Origin of the sequence: Streptomyces marinisediminis, from assembly GCF_026262575.1 — a bacterium.
In the GTDB taxonomy this organism is placed as follows: Bacteria; Actinomycetota; Actinomycetes; order Streptomycetales; family Streptomycetaceae; genus Streptomyces; species Streptomyces marinisediminis.
Map to the genome: position 1 here is coordinate 1 of NZ_JAPKFL010000087.1, position 1,015 is coordinate 1,015.

At 67.8% G+C, this 1,015-nt stretch carries 1 pseudogene; it reads left to right on the forward strand.

The window, feature by feature from the left end:
* A pseudogene (locus tag OSB71_RS24175) lies at positions 1–993 on the forward strand (IS5 family transposase); the annotation flags it as partial.
* Between the last annotated feature and the right edge of the window lie 22 nt (positions 994–1,015).

Here is a 1,015-nt window from a genome sequence, read left to right on the forward strand (position 1 = left end):
GCAACTGACCGACCCGGAGTGGGAGTTCATCGAGCCGTACCTGCCGATCGGCGAGTACGGCCCGTACCCCGAGCGGCTGCGGCAGCAGTTCGAGGGCGTGATCTGGCGGTTCAAGACGGGCGGCCAGTGGCGGGAGATGCCGACGGAGTTCGGCGCCTGGTCGACCGTCCACAACCGTTTCCGGCAGTGGCGTGACGCCGGGGTCTTCGAGGCCCTGCTGGAGGGCCTGATCACGGAAGCTGCCAGGCGTGGCGAGGTGGACCTGTCCCTGATCAGCATCGACTCCACCACCGCCCGTGCCCACCACGACGCGGCCGGGATGCACCTCGACGAGGGCGTCGTCACAGCCCTGGAGAAAGCCGCCGCCGAGGAGGAGAGGGCCAGGTCAAAGGGGGCAGCCCCGAAGAACAAAGCGGGCAGGAGACCGAAAGCGATCCCGCGTGGGAAGAACGAAGACGCATCCGGCGCCGGCGGAAGCTCCGGCTGAAGGCCGCCCTCCTCGGGCGTTCCAGGGGCGGGCAGACCAGCAAGGTTCACCTCGCCGCTGACCGCAAGTGCCGCCCGCTGGCGTTCATCCTGACCGCGGGCCAGGCAGCGGACAGCCCACAGTTCATCCCCGTCCTGAAGAAGGTGCGGGTGCGCGGGCCGGTCGGTCGTCCCCGCACGCGGCCGGACGCAGTCGCCGCAGACAAGGCTTACTCGTCTCGCGGCAATCGGGCCCACCTGCGCAAACGCCGTATCAAGGCGGTCATCCCGGAGAAGAAGGATCAGGCCGCCAATCGGAGGAAGAAGGGCAGCGGAGGCGGTAGGCCCGTCAGTCACGACACCGAGCTCTACAAGGAACGGAACACCGTCGAGCGGGCGATCAACAGGATGAAGGCATGGCGAGGCATCGCCACCCGCTACGACAAGACCCCGGGGAGCTACCTCGCCGGACTCCACCTCCGGGCCTCCGTGATCTGGATCAAGGACCTCACACGAGCGACCCCTTGATCACAACCGAATACGCTCCCTA